The 21364-nt window shown below is 58.2% G+C and carries 17 protein-coding genes and 2 tRNA genes; 6 read left to right on the plus strand and 13 right to left on the minus strand.

Annotated elements, in window-relative coordinates; genetic code table 11:
• Positions 1 to 287: 287 nt before the first annotated feature.
• From HY308_15530 to HY308_15580, 11 genes are all read right to left on the minus strand, one after another.
• The gene (locus HY308_15530) at positions 288 to 3977 is read right to left on the minus strand and encodes a helicase (GenBank protein ID MBI3899688.1); all 3690 of its coding nucleotides are present in this window, start codon (positions 3975 to 3977) and stop codon (positions 288 to 290) included.
• A gap of 354 nt (positions 3978 to 4331) precedes the next feature.
• Positions 4332 to 4408: transfer RNA gene (locus HY308_15535), tRNA-Met, on the minus strand.
• Positions 4409 to 4488: 80 nt separating this feature from the next.
• On the minus strand, positions 4489 to 5643 hold the full coding sequence (locus HY308_15540) for a hypothetical protein (GenBank protein ID MBI3899689.1): 1155 nt from the start codon (positions 5641 to 5643) through the stop codon (positions 4489 to 4491).
• A 37-nt stretch (positions 5644 to 5680) separates the two neighbouring features.
• The gene (gene ychF, locus HY308_15545) at positions 5681 to 6772 is read right to left on the minus strand and encodes a redox-regulated ATPase YchF (protein MBI3899690.1); all 1092 of its coding nucleotides are present in this window, start codon (positions 6770 to 6772) and stop codon (positions 5681 to 5683) included.
• A 52-nt stretch (positions 6773 to 6824) separates the two neighbouring features.
• On the minus strand, positions 6825 to 7379 hold the full coding sequence (pth, locus tag HY308_15550; protein ID MBI3899691.1) for an aminoacyl-tRNA hydrolase: 555 nt from the start codon (positions 7377 to 7379) through the stop codon (positions 6825 to 6827).
• A 172-nt stretch (positions 7380 to 7551) separates the two neighbouring features.
• Positions 7552 to 8253, minus strand: coding sequence for a 50S ribosomal protein L25/general stress protein Ctc (locus HY308_15555; GenBank protein MBI3899692.1), 702 nt, complete (start codon positions 8251 to 8253; stop codon positions 7552 to 7554).
• Positions 8254 to 8390: 137 nt separating this feature from the next.
• Positions 8391 to 9341 carry a ribose-phosphate diphosphokinase gene (locus HY308_15560; protein ID MBI3899693.1) on the minus strand — a complete coding sequence of 317 codons (951 nt, stop codon included), beginning with the start codon at positions 9339 to 9341 and terminating at the stop codon, positions 8391 to 8393.
• A 220-nt stretch (positions 9342 to 9561) separates the two neighbouring features.
• Positions 9562 to 9636: transfer RNA gene (locus HY308_15565), tRNA-Gln, on the minus strand.
• A 23-nt stretch (positions 9637 to 9659) separates the two neighbouring features.
• Positions 9660 to 10508, minus strand: coding sequence for a 4-(cytidine 5'-diphospho)-2-C-methyl-D-erythritol kinase (ispE, locus tag HY308_15570; protein ID MBI3899694.1), 849 nt, complete (start codon positions 10506 to 10508; stop codon positions 9660 to 9662).
• 75 nt (positions 10509 to 10583) lie between these two features.
• On the minus strand, positions 10584 to 11198 hold the full coding sequence (gene lolB, locus HY308_15575) for an outer membrane lipoprotein LolB (protein ID MBI3899695.1): 615 nt from the start codon (positions 11196 to 11198) through the stop codon (positions 10584 to 10586).
• A 21-nt stretch (positions 11199 to 11219) separates the two neighbouring features.
• Complete coding sequence (locus tag HY308_15580; GenBank protein MBI3899696.1) at positions 11220 to 12944, minus strand: tetratricopeptide repeat protein; 1725 nt, start codon at positions 12942 to 12944, stop codon at positions 11220 to 11222.
• A 184-nt stretch (positions 12945 to 13128) separates the two neighbouring features.
• On the opposite strand from HY308_15580, the gene HY308_15585 reads away from it, so the two are divergent.
• The 6 genes from HY308_15585 (at position 13129) to moeB (ending at position 19681) form a co-directional block, all read left to right on the plus strand.
• Positions 13129 to 14829 carry a hypothetical protein gene (locus tag HY308_15585; protein ID MBI3899697.1) on the plus strand — a complete coding sequence of 567 codons (1701 nt, stop codon included), beginning with the start codon at positions 13129 to 13131 and terminating at the stop codon, positions 14827 to 14829.
• Between the two features lie 61 nt (positions 14830 to 14890).
• Positions 14891 to 16147 (plus strand): glutamyl-tRNA reductase, encoded by a 1257-nt coding sequence (locus tag HY308_15590; protein ID MBI3899698.1) that lies wholly within the window; start codon positions 14891 to 14893, stop codon positions 16145 to 16147.
• Between the two features lie 5 nt (positions 16148 to 16152).
• Positions 16153 to 17235 (plus strand): peptide chain release factor 1, encoded by a 1083-nt coding sequence (gene prfA, locus HY308_15595; protein MBI3899699.1) that lies wholly within the window; start codon positions 16153 to 16155, stop codon positions 17233 to 17235.
• 36 nt (positions 17236 to 17271) lie between these two features.
• A complete protein-coding gene (gene prmC / locus HY308_15600; protein MBI3899700.1) occupies positions 17272 to 18129 on the plus strand; it encodes a peptide chain release factor N(5)-glutamine methyltransferase in 858 nt (285 codons plus the stop codon).
• 82 nt (positions 18130 to 18211) lie between these two features.
• Positions 18212 to 18850: a hypothetical protein gene (locus tag HY308_15605; GenBank protein ID MBI3899701.1), complete on the plus strand. Its 639-nt coding sequence runs from the start codon at positions 18212 to 18214 to the stop codon at positions 18848 to 18850.
• A gap of 87 nt (positions 18851 to 18937) precedes the next feature.
• Complete coding sequence (gene moeB, locus HY308_15610; protein MBI3899702.1) at positions 18938 to 19681, plus strand: molybdopterin-synthase adenylyltransferase MoeB; 744 nt, start codon at positions 18938 to 18940, stop codon at positions 19679 to 19681.
• 156 nt (positions 19682 to 19837) lie between these two features.
• On the opposite strand, the gene slmA is transcribed toward moeB, so the two are convergent.
• Both slmA and argB read right to left on the minus strand, forming a co-directional pair.
• On the minus strand, positions 19838 to 20425 hold the full coding sequence (gene slmA / locus HY308_15615; protein ID MBI3899703.1) for a nucleoid occlusion factor SlmA: 588 nt from the start codon (positions 20423 to 20425) through the stop codon (positions 19838 to 19840).
• Entirely contained in the window at positions 20422 to 21315 is an 894-nt protein-coding gene (gene argB / locus HY308_15620; protein MBI3899704.1) for an acetylglutamate kinase, read from the minus strand. The genes slmA and argB overlap by 4 nt, the downstream gene beginning before the upstream one ends.
• Positions 21316 to 21364: the final 49 nt, after the last annotated feature.

Genomic DNA, 21364 nt, shown 5'->3' on the forward strand with positions numbered 1-21364 from the left:
GCAGGAACTGCCGAAGCATGTCGCACAAATGGCGCTGTTCCAGCCGACCACACAACTACCTGACATCGAAAGGGAAATGGTGGCTATGGGTGGACTCGAACCACCGACCTCAGCATTATGAGGTAGTGTGATAATGTGTAACTGATTGTTTTCGTTAAACCACGACCGAACGCCCATTGCACCGTTTGCAGTACTTGGCATAACGAAGCACAACCAGTCCCGCAAAAATCCCGCAACGCGGCACCAATCGGGCTGCCGCAAGTCACGAGCACATCAGTTAAATCGTGCTACTCGCGCGCCCGATCTCCATTGGCCGACGGCCGTTGTACGGGCAGAATCTGAGCCAAATGTGAAAATGTTCCCGCGTTCCGCCACGCTTCTTTATTTCCTACCACGTAGAGTCTTCGTTTTGCCCGCGTCACCGCGACGTTCAACAAGTTTGGAGGATGACCTGCCCAATTTCTTGCGCCGGCCGACGCTTCATGCGAGGCACCGAGAACCAGCACGACTGCTTCTGCTTCCTTTCCTTGGAAGGTGTGAACGGTTCCCACGCGCTTATTTGTCCATTCCCACGCGGTTGTCGGCAATCGCTCCGATATTGAACGATTCGATCGAATCATCTCTCTTATTTTCTTTGCAACGATTCTGAACGGTGTGATAACAAAAATATCGGGTTCCTTAATGCCTCGGTCGAGCAACTTTCCTAGTAATTTAAGTACCTGCTGGCCTTCTGCCTCGGACCACTTTCCATCTGATCCGCCGTTTACATTGATCCATGAACTCTCGCCGAGTATTTCCCCAATCTGAGACGAGTCAACAGGCGTTCCGTATACCATCTTTCCGTCATAGGCGATGTGATTGGAAATCTTGAACATAGGATTTTCACAGCGTCGATGAACACGTAGTGGCGAACCAACCCATATCTCGCCATCATCGTTCAGTATATTTGTACCAAACCAACTAACTCGGTCGGCTAGTGTCTGTGCAGACATATCAGGTGCCGCCCACTCCTCAGCCTCAACACCAAACTCGGCAAATATCGAACGAATGAGCTTCGGTGGCACAGTTACCACAGGTTGAATTTGAAGCGGATCTCCAATTACGACGGCTCGTTTTGCACGCCACAAAGCGCCGATAGCCGCCTGCGGCACCGCTTGCCCGGCCTCGTCGATGAGAAGCCAGCCAAGTTGTTCTTTGTCTAACGGGCCAAAAAGCCTCGCTACCGAAGCGAAGGTAGTTGAGATGACCGGTACAACGAGAAACAAGCTGGCCCAGAGGGATTTCCGTGTAGGTTCCTGGTTCTCCTTTAGAACCCGACCTTTCATTACATCCAACGCTGCCCGAAGATTATTCCGTAATGGTTTTGCTGCCGCATCAATGAACGCTCGATGCAAAGAGAATGTTTCAAGAAAAAGTGAGTCGCGCGCTTGCTGTAATTCGTCGAAAACCCATGGCGACTGAAGTTGCAGGCTGTGATCTTCTTGCGCCCAAAATGCTTCATCTGCGAAATTGAAGTCGGCTTTTTTACGGAATTCATCTATTGTTGAGACAATCTGCGCCAAAGCACTTTCAGCTTTATTTTTTTCCAATTCAAGGCCGTCAGCCTTCTTGTTCGCCGATTGAGTCTCACCAGCAGCTTTTTGGGTACCTTCGAATGACGTTTTTAATTGGACTCCCGCCTGGTTAAGAGCTTCAAGCGCTGTCGTCATTCGACCTTGCCATTCCCGATACGAACGGGTGCCAAATAGACGAGCAAAGAAACCTGGACGTAGGCGGTCAGCTGAGTCTAGGTTCATCTGCGCTATTCGCGCTGCTTCGGATGCTCTTTCATGCAAATGCTTGCAGTTCTCTTCATTCTGCTGAGCCGAAACTAAATTCCGCTTGGCATCGGTGAGCGCGCGCGTTGAATCATCTAATCGCTGAGCAGCGGCAGGACGCTGACACATAGCCTCATGTGCCGATTGTGCTTGCTTTTGTAGGGCCTCAACGTTTTTATACTTAGCCAAAAAGCTTCGGCGTGCGATCCTCCAATTTTCCAGCGCCTCAATTTCACTGCGAGGCGGTCTCTCAATCGCTACGACATCGAGAATATTTTGTTCGTCGCCCTCTTCTTCATCATCTTCGTCTTCCGGAATATCACCGCCCATTACGGCCTTAAGGTACAGCGCCATTCCACGCCTCTTGTGCCACCAGAACGCCTGCGCGAACGCCGATCGATTGGCTGAGTTTCCTAATACCGCGGCTGCCAACCCCCAAGTCGCGCCTTCCGTAATCGCGCCCTTGCCAGCGGCAACAACGTCGGCAATCGAACGAAAATATTGCGCGGGAGGATTTAAGTCATTCGCGATAGCGGCCGTCGAAGGAATTTCGCGGCTGATGTTTTCGACTGCCTTATTGTTCGAAGATGCGACGACGATCTCGTGACCTATCAACCGCTGATCTAGTTGATACAAATGGGTGTATGCCTGTCCGGTTCTCATTTTAGTTACATGAGAGAACGCTTGCAGCGGATTATCGAATTTCGACATCACAACAGCTCTGTCGAGCACCACCTTTGCCACGATGTCGCGCAGCAGGGTGGTCTTTCCAGTTCCAGGCGGGCCATTAACCGAAACGATCCCGCCATTGGCAAGTTCTGTTATCGCGTGGTTAATAGCCGCTTGTTGCATTAGGACGAGAGGATGACGGCCGGGTCCTGGCCAACGCGCCAAAGGCATTCTTCTAGGTGCAAGCGTCTTGGCGACAATACCTCTGTCCCGTATTACGTCTTGCCGTTCGCGGGAAGCCGTGGCTCCCATGTATGCCGACAATGCCTGACCAACTTGACCGCCTCTGAACGCAGCGCGAGCCTTGACCAAATCTTCTATAAAAAAACTATTAAGAAGCTCCGGCTCTGGTGCCTCTTGGTATCCGCCCCATTGTGGAACGCGTATTGCGACCCCTGGCCGCATTATTTCTGCTTCAGATAGATTTAATACTTTTACCAGCCACGTGATCGCCTGGTCGATGTGAGCACCCGTAAGTGGAAGTATCTTGCCGTCGTCGCTCTGTCTTACGAGTCCTCGTTCGAGCTTCGCTTTGATTACTCGTTCAGCATCTACAAAGCCGGCCAATCCTTTCAAATGCCCTGCGCGCACTTGGCCGTATCCCCAGGCGAAGCTCGATAGGAACGTCTTGCTTTCGACCGGTCGGCCGTAGCTATCCACAACGATCACGGCGAGGGTGGTGTTGCCGCTGATATCTGCACGCTCGTCGACTGCCGCATCCGGATAGAGTTTTAGGAACGCTTCTGCCGCCTTTGCGAGATCAAGCTCCCCGAGATAGACCATCCAATAAACAGCACGCTCCTTACCACGTTTACCAAAACGCGGTTCGCGCCAGGGTTCGGGACACTCTTTTAGTTTTACGAGCTGCCGTCCTATCGACTCTGTTTCTCGTGCATCGGGGATCGGCTGGAGCGCTAAAACCTCAAGCGTGAGCCATGCCGCCAGAACTGAGTCTGGTCCAGGCAAGATTTCCACTTCTGGCGCAAATTGGGGGCCGTCGTCGTCAAAAATTGCTACAACTTCGCCCGCCTCGATCCTCTCTTGCCTAAGAGGAACAACGTCAGATACGCAAGAGGAATCCGCACTATCGGTTCCATTCATAACGAATGAGCTCGAACTAGGCGATCTCTTTTCTAACGTTGTCGCTAGGAACGTTTCGACCAACACGCCTTCGTCAGATATGGCTGACCTTTGCTCAGGAAATGCGATGTTATCCTTCGAAGCGAACGGTAGATCGAGCGCTGACGTTTGACTGGCTGCTGAAAGCCTCTCCTCAATCTTTCTTGCTAGCACATTTGCCCGATTTGTATTGCGATGTTTCAGCTCATCGCACAGATCGTTTAACAGCGTCCGGTCTTCCTTCGATGATTCGAACAACTGCTCAAGTTCAACGATTGAAGACCTAAAGTAACGTCTGTCTTTGACAACCATTCGCTTCCCCTTCCATGGTCGATCCGAATACGCGCTCAACAAGTTGAGCTTGCAATACAAACACAGATGACTAGGCAAACCAACAACGTAACGAAGGCTACGGGTTAGGCGCTACTTCGACCATCGAGCGGAGCACTACAGCCCCGCACGTCGATAACTTGAGTAAAGCTATCTCAAAATCGACAAGCGGAATCTATTGAGATTAATAGAGAAGTAAACTTTCAACGCATGCGCCCTGAGAGCCAAGCGGAGCATTTTTCCGGATAAATCCCCGTAAAAGTCCCGCAAGCACATCGTCAAAAAAAGTACGTGCAGTTAGAGGGGTTGTAACCAGCTGACGCATTGGGGAAAAAATGGTGGCTATGGGTGGACTCGAACCACCGACCTCAGCATTATGAGTGCCGCGCTCTAACCAGCTGAGCTACATAGCCATGTTGGGTACCGCGAGGGGGCGGATTTTCGACCAAACGAGGGGCGCGCGCAAGCAACGCGCTCGCCCCTCGGGAACTCACTAACGACGGGTAACGATCTGGTACTGCGGGCCCGGCTGGAAAGCATTGTCGGGTACCTGCTCGATACCGACGGCGTAAATTTCGTACAGGTAGTCGATGATCGGCTTGCCGGCGTTTTTCGCTTCCATCGACTTCTGCGCCTTGTCTTTGGCGATCTTGTCGGCGGTGCCCTTAATAAAGCTTTCGGCGCTGGCCTTCAGTCCGCTTAAACCACCGGAAAAACTAATGCCCTTCGACTCTTCTTTGGGCGCTTCGGCGCTTTTGCGCTCTTCGGGGCAGCTCTTGCTGTCGCTGGTCAATACCGTGCGGATCGATACCGGGTAGCCCTTGAGCTTGCTGATTTCACGCTGGAAGTCTGACTGCTTCGACAACCCATTCAGCTGCGGCCCGAACTGGCCGACCATGGCGCCGATATCGAGATACTGGCCGAGCGGAAGCAACTGCGCGAACAGTGAGCCGTCGGCGACGTTTTTATAGTACGCACGCGAGAACACCTCGTTGACGCGCCAGACGTCGCGGATCGCCGGCGTCTCGGCCGTGTTCCAGTACGTCAGCGTCAGTTCCATCACGTCCTTACGCTTCTGCTTGTCCTGGGTAACCATGCGCCAGGTCGCGACATATTCTTGCGAATAAAATCCGTTGACGTTGCGCCACTGACCGGTCTCCTTGACCTTGAAACTGTTCTCCACCGTCGACAGCACGCAACTCGGCGGCGGTGCTTCGGCACCATCCGACTCCTCGCCTTCTGGCGGCACGCCCGTCATATTGAACAAGTTCGTGCCGCAACCCTTGAGCGGACACTCCTCGTAGCGCTTGCGCTTCGGATCGAGGTGCCACTGAAGATTTTTGTCGAGGCGGGCAATGTCCACGGTTTTGGTGCTCTCGTCGTACAGCGCCGGCAGGGCATCTTTCGGATAGCTGTTACCGCGACCCAAGGCGCGCCGATCCTCGCGCGCGAACACAACTTGGTCACCCCGTATCGTCGGTAACGCTTTGATGTTGATGGTGTAGTGCGCACGCAACGTGGCGGTAGGTGCGGTCGGCAATAACGGTTCTTGCAGCTCGGGCTTAGCACACGCCGACAACAACACTAACGCCGATACCGCCGTGACGGCGAATAGGCGAACCACTGCTGTTTTTTTCTGAATACTCATGAGTCCTCCCTCTTTTAGTTTTGACTGTTACAACCAGCTATACGTTAAACCGAAAGTGCATCACATCGCCATCGTGCACGCGATATTCTTTGCCTTCGAGCCGTAGCTTGCCGGCGTCGCGCGCCGCCGCCTCGCCACGCAGCCGCACGAAATCGTCATAGGCGATGACCTCGGCACGAATAAAGCCGCGTTCGAAATCGGTATGGATAACGCCGGCCGCCTGTGGCGCGGTGGCGCCGTCGTGCACAGTCCAGGCACGCACCTCTTTAACACCGGCGGTGAAATACGTGATTAACCCGAGCAAGCGATAACCGGCACGAATCACGCGATTGAGGCCGGGCTGGTCGAGCCCGAGGTCGGTAAGGAATGCCTTCTTGTCATCGCCTTCCAGATCCGACAACTCGGCCTCGATTGCCGCCGACACCGGCACTACGACCGCGCCTTCCTTTTGCGCCAGCGCCGTCACTTGATCGAGGTACGGATTATTTTTGAAGCCGTTCTCGGCGACGTTGGCGATGTACATCGTCGGCTTATCGGTGAGCAGGCACAGCGGTTTCATTAGCTGCTGCTCCTCCAGCGTCAGCGCCAACGCGCGCAACGGCGCGCCGCTGTTCATGTGCTCGCGCACGCGACCGAGCAACGCCAACAATTTCACGTCGTCTTTCGCGCCGCTCTTGGCCTTGCTGGTCGTGCGCTGGTACGCCTTGTCGACAGTATCGAGATCGGCGAGCGACAACTCGGTATTGATGGTTTCGATATCGGCGAGCGGGTTAACGCCGCCAGCGACGTGGACCACGTTCGGATCTTCGAAACAACGCACGACATGGGCGATGGCGTCGACTTCGCGGATGTGCGCCAGAAATTTATTACCGAGCCCTTCGCCCTGCGATGCACCGGCAACCAGGCCGGCGATGTCGACGAATTCGATCGCCGTCGGCAACGTTTTCTGCGGCTGCACGATCTCGGCGAGTTGCGTCAAACGCTCGTCCGGCACCTCAACGATACCGACGTGCGGATCGATGGTGCAGAACGGATAGTTCTCGGCCGGAATACCGGCGCGCGTAAGCGCATTGAAAAGCGTGGACTTGCCGACGTTCGGCAAACCGACAATGCCGCATTTAAAACCCATAGGAATTTCGCCTTATCGCTCTCGCCCAAATGGCGAGAAATGTTAACGGGTCTTACTTCTGTGTGTGCAACAAGTTCATCACTTTCTGCTGCTGGCCTTGAACGATGTCGGACAAATGCTGCCGGGCCCGCTCGATCGCGGTATCGATCAACTCCTGCTCGCTCGCCGGCGCCTTCTTCAATACGTACGACGCAACCTTTGCCGCCGATCCTGGATGGCCGATGCCGATGCGCAACCGCGCATAGTCAGGGCCGAGCTTGGCGGTGATATCGCTCAAACCGTTGTGGCCACCGTTGCCACCGCCGATTTTGAGGCGCACGACACCGGGGAGCAGGTCGAGCTCGTCGTGCACGACCAAAATCTGATCGACGGGAATTTTGTAATAGTGAGCAAACTTAGCAACGGCATCGCCGCTGAGATTCATGAAGGTCATCGGCTTAAGCAGCCAGACTTCGCGACCCCCAACCTCGGCACGTCCGGCGTCGCCGGTGAATCGAGACTCGTAACGCAGCGACCCGCCGGAGGCAAATGCAGCATCCAGCAAACGGAACCCGGCGTTGTGCCGGGTTTCCGCGTATTCCGGGCCTGGATTTCCCAGGCCCACGATCAAAGAGATGCCGGGTTGCACCCCACCTCCACGAATCGCGCCAGCGAACCAACTCCCCCTCCCCCCTTGCGGGGGAGGGCAAGGGGAGAGGGGGAGCTAAAACAAAAGCGATGTCGGTTCAAGGGCAACGTTCGTGACCGTGACGCGGTCATCAAGCCTCTCCTTACTTACCCTATTTCTTGGCTTCGGGCTTCTTCGCCTCGGCCTTCTTGGCATCGGCGCCCGCTGCCGGTGCTGCGGCCGCGACTTCGCCCGCTGCCGGTGCTGCTTCGGCAGCTGCCGCTGGCGCTTCTTCCTCGACCCGCACGGCGGTGATGGTTGCCACTGCCAGGTCGTTACCATGAACCAACTGACTGATGGCGACACCGCTAGGCAGTTTAAGGTCGGACAAATGCACCGATTGGTTCAAGTGCACGTTCGACATGTCGACTTCGAGGTACTCCGGCAGGTCCGCCGGTAAGCAGGTGATGTCGACTTCGGTCATCAGATGGCTGACGAGACCGCCTTCTTGTTTTACGCCCGGGGCCGCGTCTTGGCCAAGGAAGTGCAACGGCACGCGCATGTGAATCTTTTCGGTGGCGCTGATGCGCTGCAAATCGACGTGCATGACTAGCGGCTTAACCGGATGCACCTGGTAGTCGCGCAAGATGGCTTGGTCTTTGGCGCCGTTGAGCTGTAGCGTCAGGATGGAGGTATGAAACGCCTCCTGGCCGAGCTGGCGGAACATGGCGTTGTGGTCGAATACAACCGCCACCGGCTCTTTACCCGCGCCATAAACGATACCCGGAACTTTGCCCTCGTGGCGGAGGCGGCGGCTCGCACCCGTCCCCTTGGCCACGCGCGGCTCAGCAATCACTTCGAATTTCTGACTCATTGGTAAATCCTCAAGTTAATGGCAAATCCCGTCCGCCCCGCGACCAGGGCTGGACGACGTTTGAGGGGTGCCGAACTTCACGCCCCCTCTCCCCATCCCTCTCCCGCAAGGGGAGAGGGAGAGTAGGTATGGACTAACTAGTCCATGAATAAAGTACTAATCGAATCCTCTTGAGCGATACGGCGCATGGACTCGGCCAGCAGCTCGGCAACGCTCAACTGACGGATGCGATTACACGCTTTGGCCTCGGGCCCCAGCGGAATGGTATCCGTCACGACTAATTCGTCGAGCTGCGAATGCGACAGGCGCTCGATGGCTTTGCCCGACAGCACGGCGTGCGTGCAATACGCTAAAACTTTTTTCGCACCGCGCGCCTTCAATGCCGACGCCGCTTCGCACAATGTGCCGGCGGTATCGACCAAGTCATCCATCAGTACGCAGGTGCGGTTCTCGACCTCACCGATGATGTGCATGACCTTCGCTTCGTTCGGCCGCGGCCGGTGTTTGTCGATAATGGCGAGATCGGCTTCCAAATGCTTCGCCATCGCTCGCGCACGCACGACACCGCCGACATCGGGCGACACCACCAGCAGGTCCTCGTGCTCGTGCCGCCATAAGTCGCCGATCAATACCGGCGACGCGTAAATATTGTCGGTCGGTATATTAAAGAAACCCTGAATCTGATCGGCGTGCAGATCCATCGTTAACACGCGATCGGCGCCGGCGGTCGTGATCATGTCGGCGACCAGCTTGGCCGTGATCGCCACGCGCGCCGTGCGCGGCCGACGATCCTGACGTGCGTAACCATAATAAGGAATCACCGCCGTGATGCGTCGCGCCGATGAGCGCTTGATCGCATCGATCAGCACCAATAACTCCATCAAGTTATCGTTGCTTGGATTGCACGTCGGCTGCACCACGAACACGTCCTTACCACGGACGTGTTCCATAATTTCTACCATGACCTCGCCGTCGGAGAATCGGCCGACGGTTGCCTTCCCGAGCGGCAAGCCCAAATGGCGTACGACTAATTCCGCGAGCGCGGGATTAGCGTTGCCAGAGAAGACGATCATGTTATCGAGCGACATACGCTCCCCTTATCTTGCGAAGATCGCTAGTTGGTATTAGCTGCTGAAATTGGTTGGGGTGCCAGGATTACTCCGTACGTACCTGTACTTCGCCCTTCGGGCCAACGTCGCTCCGCGACGCTGTTCAAATTCGCTCCCGGCGAATTTGTCGAACCCTCCGGGTTCTCATCCTGGTCCAAACTACCATTCTCAATATGTCCGCACGCGGACATATTGAGAATGGTTGGGGTGCCAGGATTCGAACCTGGGAATGCCGGAATCAAAATCCGGTGCCTTACCGCTTGGCGACACCCCAATGATTTTCACACTGGAAACGCGTTACGACATCGATGGCTGATACAACGGGTGCCGGTTCATCCCGCGCGCCACGAATCCCGTGAACCCGGAAGACAGCTCCGTCAGCACGCGCTTACCCTGCCGGTCGTCCACCACTTCGATAAACACGCACCCGCCGGAACCTGTCATGCGCGGCTGCCCGTACCGGGATAATGCCTGAAAAGCGCGCTCGACTTCGGGATAACGTCTTCGCACTAAAGGTTCGAGGTCGTTAGGACCGCAGCCCGCGCGAAGGTCGCGTATTGTCCGGGCCGAGGTATGGGGTGTCAATTGGCGTTCGCGAGCAAATTCACGAAAAACATCGGCGGTCGATACCTGCACGGTCGGCGCCACGACTACGTACCACGGCTCGGGCAGGTTGACCGGGGTCAAAACCTCGCCGACACCCTTGGCCAAAGCCGCCTGACCCTCGATAAATACCGGTACATCAGCGCCAAGCGTAAGCCCGAGCGCCGCCAATTTCGCCGTCGGCCACTGGATCCGCCACAGCGTGTTCAGCGCCAACAACGTGGTCGCCGCATCCGAGCTGCCGCCACCGAGACCACCGCCCGTCGGAATACGCTTAGTCAGGGTTATTTCTGCACCGGCGGGGCAACCGGTGGCCTGCTGCAACAGCCGCGCTGCCCGTAGTGTCAGGTCTATTTCCGCCGGCACGCCGGTCAATTCCCGCGCACGCGTTATCGACCCATCGTCGGTCACGCGGAACGATAGCTCGTCGCCATAGTCGAGGAACTGGAAAACGGTCTGCAATAAATGATAACCATCGGGTCGACGGCCAACGATATGCAGGGACAGGTTTAACTTCGCCGGCGCGGGCCAAATGACGGGCACGGGGATCTTATTCCATCGATCAGTCAGCGACGCAGTATGCCGCTTACGCGTGACTCATGAATAGCGGGGAAGCGACTACGGCGACACCGGCACGGCATCGCTCAACGACCATTCGCCAATCGCCAGGCGGACTTCAAGCTCCGGTTCTTGCTGTTTAATAAAAATCCGACTGGGCAATTCGTAGGCACCCTGCGGCGCGTATTCCAAGAAACTGACGGCCCAGCCGAACTGCTGCAACTCCTTCAATCGGCCGTGCGTGTCGAGCGTCGTTTGCGCCGGCGCATTCGGCGCCGGCAGGCCCAATACCCAATAGTTGAGTCCGTCGAGCGGCAACTGCCAGCCGGTGGCACGGACGAGCAGTTGTTGCATGGAGGAATCGCGATACACACGACGGCCGTCGAATAACTCGGCGCCGTGCGGCCCCTGCGTTAACCGCACACGGCCGCTGCCGAAGGGACCGGCCAGATCGAGTCGATGGTTTTGTTGCTGCCGCAACCATTGCAGCGATGCTTGCCCTCCTTCTTTCGGCGTGCGCACGGCGATGCGTGCGTGCAAATTCCAATGATCGATTTCCGCCAACGCCCGTTGCCGTATCTGCCACGCGCCTTCTACATCGGCCACCGGCGTTTCGGGCGTGGTAACGCAACCGGTAACGACGAACGCCAACACAACGACCACAAGAAAACGCATGGCAATCTCGACCGGTGCGACTTACGGTTTGAACTTTTTAATAACGTCGCGCAGCGCCTCGTTGTCGGGCGTTTCGTGCAGCGCCTGCTTCCAGACCGATTCCGCCTCGGTCCGATCGCCGGTGACCCACAACACCTCACCGAGATGCGCCGCGATTTCGGCGTCGCTGCGCTGCGCTAGCGCACGCTTCAGATATTTGATCGCCTCGGCATTACCGCCCTGGCGATAAAACAACCAGCCGATGCTATCCAACACATACGGATCGTCCGGTTTGAGCTCGAGTGCTTGGTTCAACAACGTCTGTGCCTCGGCATAACGATCGGTGCGATCGGCCAAGGTGTAACCGAGGGCATTCAGTGCGTTCACGTTTTTCGGGTCGCGTTTCAAGATCGCGCGCAAATCGGCTTCGAGAATCTTCAGCATGTCGAGCCGTTCGGCAACCAAGGCACGCGCGTACAACAGATCGACATCGCCGGGCAAGCGAGTCAACGCATCGTTCAGCATGTCGAGCGCTTCGCGATATTGACGCGCGTCGCGCAACAGCTGCTCCTCCGCTAGTGCGATCTGTACCCGTTGTTGATCGCTTTCGACTGGAATCTCATGCAAATGCGCCCGCGCCTTCGCCACATCGCCCTGCTTCGCCATCACTAGGCCGAGCTTGATCTGCGCCTCGAAGTAGTACTCGCCGGCGTTGACGTCGCGATACCAGCGCGTCGCTTCGGCATAACGCTTACCCCGCTCGGTCAGCTGGCCGAGCGAAAAGCGCGCGTGGTCGTTTTCCGGCTGCAACTCTACCGCCCGCTTCAAATAGGACTCGGCCTCTTCCAGCCGGTTGGTTTGTAGTGCCAGCAAGCCGATGTAATAAACGATTTCGGCATCACCAGGCGTTTCTGCCGACACGCGCTTGAATTGCGTGAGCGCTTGTTCCCATTGCTTCTGGGTCACCAAATGCCGGGCATAGTGCAACCGAATATTGGTCGCCTTCGGATGACTCTTTAAGAAATCTTCGAAGTAACGCTGCGCCTGCGCTCCCTGGTTGCGCGACACCAGAATGCGCGCCTTGAACAACGCTGCATCCTCCCAGCCGGGCTTGCGGGTCAACGCCTGATCGACCGCCTGTTCTGCCGCTTCGAGATCGCCGGCGCGTACCGCCAAGTGCGCCAGCGCGAAGTGGCCGGCGGCTACGTCGGGGTTCACCTTGACCAACTCGCGCATCAACGAAAGCGCGGCGATGCGATTACTAGCGCGACCGAGCACACCGACAAAACGCAGATAGACCGCGTCGAGATTAGCGCGGCTCGAGTCGGCGTTGAGCACGCGCAGAAATTGCTCGCGCGCTTCCGTAATCTTATCGAGCTCGAGCAACACGGTCGCCAGCGCTTCACGCGCGTCAGTGCTCGCCGGTTGCAACTCCATCCACAGCTGTGCCGATTGCAACGCCTGGTCGTTCTGTTTGGCCACTAACGCCGCCAAGGTAGCCCGCTCGGCGAAGCGCGGATCACGCGTGCGGCGCGCCGCTCGGCCCAACGCCTCGGCGGCAATCGTCGCATCACCGCGCTGCGCGGCGAGCTCACCGACCAAAATATCGTAGAGCGTTTCCGCATCCAGCTCGGAACCGGTGGCCGGTTCCGTCAGCGCCGGCGGTGCAACCGCCGGTTGGGGTTGCGCCGCGAGCAACGGCAAGCTGCAGGCGCTAAAAAACATCAATGCCGGTGCCGACACTAAATAAGAGGATCGCAACTTCATAAGAAAAGCTCCGACAACATAACGATTGATTCGTGAGAGGCGCGTCGGGAGGTTTACATCAACCCGGACACCGGTTCAACTTACAGAGTGGCGATGGCGCTTAGTCAGCATCCTGCCGAAGTTTCTGCTTAAATTCGCTAATCAAACAATACTTAATCTTGGGTACTCGAAAGGCGGATCCCCGATGAATGCCCTATTTCTCCTACTGGCGGTAGCAGTGACGTTCGCGTTCGGATATCGGTTCTACGCGAAGTTACTGACATTGGAAATCTTCCGCCTCGAGGAAAATTATAGTACACCCGCGCAAGCGCTGGCCGATGCGTACGACTTCGTCCCGGTACATTCGCACCTATTACTCGGCCATCACATCGCCGCCGTCACCGGTGTCACGGCGTTCGTCGGCCCGCTGGTTGCCGCCTCATGGGGTTGGGTGCCGGCGTTTTTGTGGTTGACGATCGGTAGCACGGTCGCCGCCGGGACCTACGCTCTCGGCGGTTTCTGGCTGGCCGTGCGCCGGCCGCATGGCATCGGCCGAACCGCCGCTGAGCTGATTAGCGACCACGTGCGTCTACCGTTGTTGCTGCTCGCACTGGTAATTCTCTTCATATTAGTAGCGGCATGCGCGGGCCTAGTGGCGAGCGTACTGGCGACATTTCCGACGGCGGCGTTACCGTTTTGGGCGATCGTTCTTCTCGCCCTCGGTGTCGGCCACTATCTGCACGGACGTCGCGAGTCGGCGCTGTTGCCGACGACATTGATCGCGATCGTGCTGGCGCTGCTGCTGATCGGCGCGCTCAGTCGGTTACCGTTTACCTTCGCCGGCACACTCAACGTCACTCTCGGCCAGACCACGCTGCTATCGATTGACGCCGTGCTCGTGTGGGTGGTGCTGCTGATGGTGTACGCGTTTCATGCGGCCCGCCTGCCGATCTGGAAACTCATGCGGCCGCGCGGGTTCTTCAGCGCGTCGTTGTTGGTCATCGCGCTGCTGATTTTTTACGTTGCCTTGGGATGGCAACATCCGACGCTGACAGCACCGCAATTCCAACACGCGGATACCCAACCGAGCACCTTGCCGTGGCTATTCATTCTACTCAGCTCGGGTGCGCTCGCCGGCGTGCAGCTGTTAATCATTTACGGCGTTACCGGTCGACAATTGCGCCGTGAAACCGATGCGCACTATGTCGGTTACGGTGCCGCATTGATCGAGGGCTTGATAGCACTGAGTGCGCTGATCGTGGTCGCGGTCGCCTTCGCCGATAGCGGCGAATGGGCCAAGCACGCTGCCAGCCTGTCGAGCCCCGCCGACTTTCCGCGCGCACTGGCGTTCTACGTCGAACAGTACGCGCGCCTTGTCGCAACCCTCGGCATCGATGCCACGCTCGCCCGCTGCTTTATCGCCACGGTGCTCGCCAGCTTGGCGCTGGCAGCGCTGGAAGCGGCGGTGCGTGCGCTGAGAGTCATTTTCGCTGAGCTCATTCCAGCGACATCCAACCCCATACCGACACGCAACAACTCGCCTACGCGCCTATGGTGGATCATCGGCCTGGCCGGCCTACTCGCGCTCGCCGACGGCCACGGGCTCGGCGGCCTCAGCGCTTGGCCGCTGCTGGCGCTGGCTAGCCTATGGTTGGCGGCGTTCGGTTTCGCGCTCATAGCCCTAGGCTTACGTGCCGCCGAGCGGTCTTATACCTTACTCACGGCGCTTGCGCTGATGGTCGCGGCGTTAGCCGCCTGGAGCACGATCGCGCAGCTACTGGCATGGGCACAGACCAACGCGTGGGGCTGGTTCGCCGCTGCCGTGGTTATATTGCTATTTGCCGCCGTCATCGGCATCCATACGATCCGCGCCTGGTTCGGCGGCCAAACGACATCCAGCGCCTGACCCGACCTCTCTAGATCGGGTAAAATCGCGCCCGCGCCCCGCGCACGGTAATATCGCCCCCATGCACCTGTTCACCCTCGGGATCAATCACAACACGGCACCGATCGCCATCCGCGAACGTGCCGCGTTTACGCCTGAGCAATTGGCCGAAGCGCTGCACGATGTCATGGACCGCGGCATCGTCGGCGAAGCGACGATCTTGTCGACCTGCAATCGCACCGAGGTCTATTGCGGCGCCGACAGCACCAACGACGACCCTATCATCGAGTGGTTGTGCCGCTACCATCAGCTGCCGCACACCGATCTGCGTCCTTACCTTTATACCTATCCGGACCAAGCGGCGGTAAAGCATGCGTTTCGCGTCGCTGCCGGTCTCGACTCGATGGTGCTCGGCGAACCGCAGATCTTGGGACAGATGAAAGACGCGTTCGCCGCCGCCCACAAGGCCGGCGCCACCGGCAAAATTTTGAATCGTTTGTTCCAGCAAACGTTCGCGGTCGCCAAGCAAGTGCGCACCGATACCGCCATCGGCGCCAGCCCGGTGTCGGTGGCATCGGCCACAGTACAACTCGCCAAACGCATCTTTAAAAATTTGGCGGAGCAAACGGTATTGCTGATCGGCGCCGGCGATACCATCGAGCTGTGCGCGCGTCATCTGAAGGAACATGCGATCGGTCACATGATCGTCGCTAACCGCACCGTCGAGCGCGCACGCCTGATCGCCGACAGCATGGGCGCCGAGGCGATTTCGCTGATAGAAATGCCGGCGCGACTGGCCGACGCCGATATCGTCATCTCCTCGACCGCGAGCCAACTGCCGATCCTCGGCAAAGGTGCGGTCGAAAGCGCGTTGAAGATGCGCAAGCATCGACCGATGTTCCTGGTCGATCTGGCGGTGCCGCGCGACATCGAGCCGGAAACCGCCGAGCTCGCCGACGTTTATCTTTATACGGTCGACGACTTGAAAGACCAGGTACAAGAAAACATGCAGTCGCGCTCGGAAGCAGCGCTCGAAGCGGAAAAGATCATCGACACCAAGGTCGTCGATTTCATGACGTGGGTGAATTCGCTCAACGCCGTGCCGACGATCCGCGCGCTGCGCGATAGCGCCGCTGCCATCCGCGACACCGAGCTTAGACGCGCCAAGCAACGCCTCGCCCGCGGCGAAGACCCGAATAAAGTGCTGGAACAACTCGCGCGCGCCTTGACCAACAAATTTACGCACGCGCCGACCGACGCCCTGAAACGCGCCGATCACGACGGCAATGAAGCCATGCTCGAAGCCGCGCGCCTTCTCTTTGACCTGAACGACGAGTAACTCTTGTGAATCCCACCATCCAGGCACGCCTGGAGGGCTTGGCCCAACGTTTCGACGAGGTCATGGTCCTCCTATCCGATCCCAAAGTGATCGGCAACAACGACCGCTTCCGCAAGCTCTCGCAGGAATACGCCGAGCTCGACGCGCTGGTCGCGCTGTTCCGCGATTATCGAAACGCGCAAGAACAACGCGACGCCGCCCAAACGATGCTGACCGAATCCGATGGCGAGCTGCGAGCAATGGCCGCCGAGGAAGTGGCGGACGCATCGAAGCGCATCGACGCACTGGAACGCGAGCTGCAAGCGCTGCTGTTGCCGAAAGATCCGAACGACGAGCGCAATGTGTTTCTCGAAATTCGTGCCGGTGCCGGCGGCGACGAAGCGGCGATCTTCGCCGGCGATCTCTTCCGCATGTACAACTATTACGCGCAGGCATTGGGCTGGACCACCGAAGTGGTCAGCTCCAGCGCCGGCGAACATGGCGGCTACAAAGAAATCATCACCCGCGTCGTCGGCAAGAACGTGTACTCGCGCTTAAAATTCGAGTCCGGCGTGCACCGTGTGCAGCGCGTGCCGGAAACCGAGGCGCAGGGGCGCATTCATACGTCGACCTGCACCGTAGCGATCTTGCCCGAAGCCGACGAGGTCGACGCCATCGCCATCAACCCGGCCGACTTGAAGGTCGATACCTTCCGCGCCTCCGGTGCCGGCGGTCAGCACGTCAACAAAACCGACTCCGCTATCCGCATCACGCACTTACCGACCGGTGTCGTCGTCGAGTGCCAAGACGAACGCTCGCAACACAAAAACCGTTCGCGGGCGATGTCGATCTTGTCGGCGCGCCTACTGGAGGCGGAACGGCGCAAGCACCGCGAGCAAGAAGCGGCGGCACGCAAGAGTTTGGTCGGCAGCGGCGATCGTTCCGAACGCATCCGTACCTATAACTTTCCGCAGGGCCGCATGACCGACCACCGCATCAACCTCACGCTCTACAAGCTCGATCACGTCATGGAAGGAAAAATCGACGAAGTCGTGCAAGCGCTCACCGCCGCCGAGCAGGCCGATCAGCTCGCGGCATTGGCCGAATAAACCTAGGGTGGGCAGCACATTTCTGCCCACGGATTTATGAGCGAAGTGATCGCTTCAAAAACACTGACCGCGGCCTTGGACGATATCGCTCATGCGCTAACGCCCATCAGCCCAACGCCGCGACTCGATGCCGAGGTGCTACTGCAATTTGTGAGCGGCGCAACCCGCAGCGTTCTGATCGCGCATCCAAACCGTCCGCTCGCGCCGAAAGAACGCGCCGCGCTCGCCGCCCTCGTCGAGCGGCGCCGGCGCGGCGAACCCATCGCCTATCTCGTCGGTCAGCGCGAGTTCTGGTCATTAGCCTTAACTGTCACCCCGGCGACATTGATACCGCGCCCCGAGACCGAGCTGCTGGTCGAGCGCGCGCTCGCGCATCTTTCCGAGACGATCGTCGAAACGATCGTCGACCTTGGCACCGGTAGCGGCGCAATCGCTCTAGCGATTGCGCACGAACGCCCGCAACTCGATGTCATTGCCACCGATCGCTCGGCGGCGGCATTGGCGGTAGCACAAGCCAACGCGCAACGTCTCGACATCGCCAACGTCGAATTCGTCATCGGCGATTGGCTCGCGCCCCTCGCCGGTCAACGCTTTCGACTGATCGTCTCGAACCCACCGTACATTCCGGCGAACGATCCGCATCTATCGCAAGGCGACGTGCGTTTCGAGCCGCGCGAAGCGCTGGTCGCCGGTAATGATGGCCTGACAGATATTCGTCGCATCGCCCAGCAGGCGCGCGCGCAGTTGGTCGCCGGCGGATGGTTGTTGCTCGAACACGGCTTCGATCAAGCCGTCGCCGTTCAGACGTTGCTAGCCGAATTTGGCTACGTCGACATTACGTCACAGCGTGATTTTGCCGGGCACGAACGCATCACCGAGGCCCGTGCCCCGTAATCGCTAGACTTTCGTGCGCCGCCTGCTATCTACAAAGAGGGCAAACCCACAGGAGTCATCCGTGAAGCATGTCGTCTATCCAATCGTCCTAGCCGGTCTGCTGCTTACGGGGACCGCTAATGCCGCCGGTGAGTTCGGCCTCGGCGTCAAAGCCGGAACTCTCGGTTTCGGTCTCGAAGGAATTTACAGCCTGTCGGAGCAATTCAATTTGCGCGGCGGCTTCAACAAATACAGCCACGATGGTGATGAAGATGCGAGCGGCATCCGCTATGACGGCGAGCTGGATCTGCAAACGGCCGGTCTGATGTTGGACTGGCATCCTTTCTCCGGCACATTTCGCATCAGCATCGGCATCTTCAACAATCAAAACGAGGTGACGCTCACGGCGACACCGACGAGCGACCAAACCATTGGTGGCTCTACTTTTACAGCGTCGGAAATCGGCACGCTGTCGGGTAAGGTCGAATTTAAGAAGACCGCCCCTTATCTCGGCATTGGTTGGGGCAATGCCGTCGGCAAAGGCAATCGATTCAGTTTCAACTTCGAGCTCGGCGCACTATTCCAAGGATCGGCTGACGTAACGCTCAGCAGCGACGGTACGCTTGCCGACGATTCCACCTACCAAGCGGCATTGCGCACCGAAGAGCAGGAGGCCGAAGACGACCTCGACGACTTCAAGATTTACCCCGTCATCGCCTTCGGAATGTCCTACCGCTTCTAGTCCTACCGCAGCCCGACGGTTTTCACGACCGCCGGGTTGCGCTTCGCCTCAAGCAACCGTAGACCGCTTCCGCGGTACAATCGGCGCATGAACGATGCGCAACTCCTGCGTTACAGCCGCCACATCTTGCTTCCGCAGATCGGCATCGACGGCCAGCAAAAGCTGCTCGACGCGCGCGTCTTGATCATCGGCGTCGGCGGCCTCGGCTCGCCGGTATCGATGTATCTCGCTGCCAGCGGTGTCGGTCATTTAGTTCTGGTCGACTTCGACAAAGTCGACCTCACCAACTTGCAGCGTCAAATCGTGCACGTCACCGAGACCGTCGGCCAAACGAAAGTGGCGTCGGCAACCGCGCGCCTCAACGCGCTGAACCCGGACGTGCAAATTACCGGCATCGAGCGCCAGCTCGACGCGGAAGAGTTACTCGAACAAGTGCGTTTAGCCGACGCCGTAATCGATGGCAGCGATAACTTCCCGACCCGTTTCGCCGTGAACGCCGCTTGCGTGCGTGCCAAGAAACCCTTGATCTCGGCCGCGGTCACGCGCTTCGAAGGACAAGTCGCCGTGTTCCGCAACGATCAACCGAATCGCTCGTGTTATCGCTGCCTGTACGATGACACCGGCGAAGTCGGCGAAACGTGCGTGCAGTTCGGCGTGCTCGCGCCGGTCGCGGGATTGGTCGGTTGCGTGCAGGCGACCGAGACGATGAAAGTATTGATGGGCATCGGCGAACCGCTGGCCGATCGAATGTTAATGCTGGATGCGCTGACGATGGAGTGGCGCACGGTGAAGTTGCGTAAAGATCCGCGCTGTCCGGTGTGTCGCGACTAACAACCGAGGGGTTCCTCTCTCCCCTTGCGGGAGAGAGGACAGGAGAGAGGGGTCCCATTCCCACCCCTCGCCCTTAGTCCCTCTCCCGCAAGGGGAGAGGGAGACGCTCGAATAAGCGCCGGCAAATTCTTAAACTGGATTAATCACTCCGGGGCACTAACGACTAATCAAACCCGTCCGCAGCAACTCCCACTGCTGTTCCCAATCGGCCGCCGGCGCCAACCGAAAATCGCTGCGCACGAAGCGGGCGATTCGCCCCTCGATGATCGATAACAATAACGTCGCTGTGTCAGCGACGGCGAAACGCTGGCCCTGATGCAGTTCCGCCTCGCGCAATATCTGCTTGAGCTGCGTCTCCAAGCGTTCGTAAATCTGCGCAACGCGCTTGCGTAAACGCTCGGTCTCACCGGTCAAAATATCGCCGTAGAGAATCCGCGCCATGCCCGGATTCTTCTCGGCAAAGCCGAGTACGAGCGACACCACCGCGTGCAACCGCTGCCAGGCGTCGGTCTCTTCGCTCAAGATCCGCGTGATACGACTGAACAACGTCTCTTCGATGAATTCGAGCAACGCTTGGAACATGCGCTCTTTGCTCGTGAAGTGCCGATACAACGCCGCCTCGGAAACACCGACGGCCTTGGCCAACTCCGCGGTAGTAATGCGCTCGCCACGGCGCTCTTCCAGCATCCGCGCGAGCGTCTGCAGGATCATCTCGCGACGTTCGCCGGGGCGAGCCTTGGTCATGGGCGAATCAAGGTACCGACACCGCTGTCGGTGAGTAACTCGAGCAACACCGCGTGCGGTACCCGGCCGTCGATGATGTGCGCCGAGCGTACGCCGCTGCTGACAGCGTCGAGTGCGTAGTTCACCTTCGGCAACATGCCGCCGTGGATAGTGCCGTCATTGATGTACGCTTTGACTTGCTTCGCGGTCACACCGGTCAACAGTTTCCCTTCTTTGTCGAGCACGCCGGTGGTGTTCGTCAGCAGAATAAATTTTTCCGCCTTGAGCGTAATCGCCAGCTTACCGGCGACAACGTCGGCGTTGATATTGTAGGTCGCACCGTCTTCGCCGACACCAATCGGCGCAATTACCGGAATGAACTCGGCCGAATCGAGCAATGCCACCAAGGTCGGATCGATACCGGCGACTTCGCCGACCAGTCCGATGTCGATCAGATCGCCGGCCGCCGACTCGCCAGCGGTGCGTTGCAGCAGCATCTTGCGTGCGCGAATGAGGCCGCCATCTTTGCCGGTGAGGCCGACGGCTTTGCCGCCGTGCTGATTGATGAGGTTGACGATTTCTTTATTGACCAACCCGCCCAACACCATCTCCACCACATCCATGGTCTCGCGATCGGTGACCCGCATGCCTTGCACGAACTCGCTCTTCTTACCGATACGCTCCAGCAGTTGGCCGATCTGCGGACCGCCGCCGTGCACAATTACCGGATTGATACCGACTAACTTCATCAACACGATGTCGCGCGCGAAGCTCTGCTTCAACGTATCGTCGGTCATGGCGTTGCCGCCGTATTTGACAACGATAGTCTTGCCACGAAAACGGCGGATGTAAGGAAGTGCCTCGGCTAGGATACGGGTGCGATCGGCAGCGGAAATTGGGTTCTGGCTCATTGGCGTTACGTTATTGCGGGCAAGTACAAAATTACCTGATTCGGCCGGC

It is taken from the genome of Gammaproteobacteria bacterium, assembly GCA_016199745.1.
Taxonomy (GTDB): Bacteria; Pseudomonadota; Gammaproteobacteria; order Acidiferrobacterales; family Sulfurifustaceae; genus JACQFZ01.

Excerpts from the sequence above, each read along its gene's own strand:
- HY308_15560 (MBI3899693.1), bottom strand. The coding sequence starts at position 9,341 with ATGTCGCTCGATAACATGATCGTCTTCTCTGGCAACGCTAATCCCGCG.
- moeB (MBI3899702.1), top strand. The coding sequence starts at position 18,938 with ATGAACGATGCGCAACTCCTGCGTTACAGCCGCCACATCTTGCTTCCG.
- HY308_15540 (MBI3899689.1), bottom strand. The coding sequence starts at position 5,643 with ATGAGTATTCAGAAAAAAACAGCAGTGGTTCGCCTATTCGCCGTCACG.
- HY308_15590 (MBI3899698.1), top strand. The coding sequence starts at position 14,891 with ATGCACCTGTTCACCCTCGGGATCAATCACAACACGGCACCGATCGCC.
- HY308_15555 (MBI3899692.1), bottom strand. The coding sequence starts at position 8,253 with ATGAGTCAGAAATTCGAAGTGATTGCTGAGCCGCGCGTGGCCAAGGGG.
- HY308_15585 (MBI3899697.1), top strand. The coding sequence starts at position 13,129 with ATGAATGCCCTATTTCTCCTACTGGCGGTAGCAGTGACGTTCGCGTTC.
- HY308_15580 (MBI3899696.1), bottom strand. The coding sequence starts at position 12,944 with ATGAAGTTGCGATCCTCTTATTTAGTGTCGGCACCGGCATTGATGTTT.
- HY308_15530 (MBI3899688.1), bottom strand. The coding sequence starts at position 3,977 with ATGGTTGTCAAAGACAGACGTTACTTTAGGTCTTCAATCGTTGAACTT.
- prmC (MBI3899700.1), top strand. The coding sequence starts at position 17,272 with ATGAGCGAAGTGATCGCTTCAAAAACACTGACCGCGGCCTTGGACGAT.
- slmA (MBI3899703.1), bottom strand. The coding sequence starts at position 20,425 with ATGACCAAGGCTCGCCCCGGCGAACGTCGCGAGATGATCCTGCAGACG.
- lolB (MBI3899695.1), bottom strand. The coding sequence starts at position 11,198 with ATGCGTTTTCTTGTGGTCGTTGTGTTGGCGTTCGTCGTTACCGGTTGC.
- ychF (MBI3899690.1), bottom strand. The coding sequence starts at position 6,772 with ATGGGTTTTAAATGCGGCATTGTCGGTTTGCCGAACGTCGGCAAGTCC.
- argB (MBI3899704.1), bottom strand. The coding sequence starts at position 21,315 with ATGAGCCAGAACCCAATTTCCGCTGCCGATCGCACCCGTATCCTAGCC.